Genomic DNA, 1,503 nt, shown 5'->3' with positions numbered 1-1,503 from the left:
ACCTCATCCCCCTCCAACACCCCGTGCCACGACGTGCCGACTACCGCCCCGAGCGCGCAGCCGTCGGGCTCGCCGTCGTCGCTTACGAACACCGGGCAAGGCGCTGTGCCTGCACAACTGGCGGCTTCGGCAGCGCCCGGCGCGCGATCTCCGCCACGAGCTCTTCGGCCGATGCCGTTTCGCCCTGCCCGGTCGGACCGGGGTTGAAGCAGCGCACGGCGGGGAAGTCGGGCTCGGCGCCCCGCAGCCGCTCGACCGCCCGCGCACAGGCGAGGATCTCAGTGTCGGCGGTGGTGACGAGGTGGATCATGGGTGGGTCTACCGAGACCTGCCGGAGCTTGCTCGACCCGACCGCCACATCCTGCCAGACCGGTGCGTGGCTTAGGGAGCGCGATCGCCGTCAACCCACATTCTCAAACCACACCTAGCGACCCATTAAGCCGCGCGCTCGACATGCGCAACGTAAGTCACACTAGGGCTATCCGCTGCGCGCTTTTGACATCACACTAGTGAAGCGTATGAGAACGAAGAGGCTACACCTCTGACGCACAATACGACTCGCCGCTCATAACATCGCGCGTCACTAACACCACACTTGCCTGTGTATGGCGCTTGGAAACAGATCAACACAGCCGGAATCGAGCGCCGAGATGCCTAGCCCAAGGGTCGTGCGAGCCGCTCAGTCGCGAGCCTCAGGCAAGAGCTGGGCCGCGCGCGTCAGCGCCCGGCGGAATACCCCCACGGTGCGGCGGAGATCGTCGGAGCGCGAGGTGTCCGGCCACAATGCGACCTCCTCCTCGGCCCAGCGGGCCCACCGCGCCATGGTCTCGAAGTACGAGAGGACGAACTCGTACATCACGGCCACGACGTGCAGGCGCCCCGGCTGCTCGGCACTGCGGAGCGCGTCGCGGGCCAGCAGCGACTCGGGGATGACGCGTCCTTCCGCCAGGCCCTCCTCAGCCTGAGCGCGTGCCTCCCGTAGCACCTCCAGCAGGCGCTCCTTGGTTGTGAGGTCGCCCAGGCTGGCCTCCAGCACCGCCTCAGACTCGAACTGCGCGGGGGCGCTGGGGGCGTGGGAGTGGTGGGGGACGGCCGCGGGCAACCCCCGCTGCACGTCCATCAGCGAGAGGACGAGGTCTTCTACGTCCTGGAAGCGGGCGTCACCTTCGAGATCGGAGGGGAGCGGCTCCAAGCCTCGGCGGGGGACTTCGTGTTCGCGCCGCGCCAGAGCCCGCACCGCTTCGCCGTCGACTGGGAGGGGGCCGCATGCTCGTGCTGGTGGTCCCTGGCGGGTTCGAGCGCTTCTTCGCTGACGTGGGCCGTGACGCCGAGGGAAGCGGCCTTCCCCCGTTTGAGCAGCCAGACCCCGCAGACCTGGCGCGCGCCGCCGGCTCCTATGGGGTCGAGATCCTCGCCCTCCCGATGCAGTGGCGGCAGGCGCAGCGATAAAGCGGCCGTGTGCAGCCGGCCGTTGGCCGTCACCCTGATCGCGCCCAGCCCGGC

Annotated in this window: 2 protein-coding genes and 1 pseudogene; 1 reads left to right on the top strand and 2 read right to left on the bottom strand. The window is 68.9% G+C overall.

Going from position 1 to position 1,503, the window contains the following annotated elements; genetic code table 11:
• Positions 1–82 precede the first annotated feature (82 nt).
• Together BLW41_RS10610 and BLW41_RS11345 are read right to left on the bottom strand one after the other, a co-directional pair.
• Complete coding sequence (locus tag BLW41_RS10610; RefSeq protein WP_143038720.1) at positions 83–310, bottom strand: hypothetical protein; 228 nt, start codon at positions 308–310, stop codon at positions 83–85.
• Between the two features lie 369 nt (positions 311–679).
• Positions 680–1,237, bottom strand: coding sequence for a hypothetical protein (locus BLW41_RS11345; RefSeq protein ID WP_245689076.1), 558 nt, complete (start codon positions 1,235–1,237; stop codon positions 680–682).
• Between BLW41_RS11345 and BLW41_RS11485 the strand changes: the two are divergent.
• Positions 1,148–1,503 (top strand): annotated as a pseudogene (locus BLW41_RS11485) (hypothetical protein); the annotation flags it as partial. The gene BLW41_RS11345 and the pseudogene BLW41_RS11485 overlap by 90 nt on opposite strands.

Source organism: Thermoleophilum album (assembly GCF_900108055.1).
GTDB classification, from domain to species: domain Bacteria; phylum Actinomycetota; class Thermoleophilia; order Solirubrobacterales; family Thermoleophilaceae; genus Thermoleophilum; species Thermoleophilum album.
Note: the sequence above shows the minus strand (reverse complement) of the source record. Positions and strands in the feature narration are given on the sequence as shown.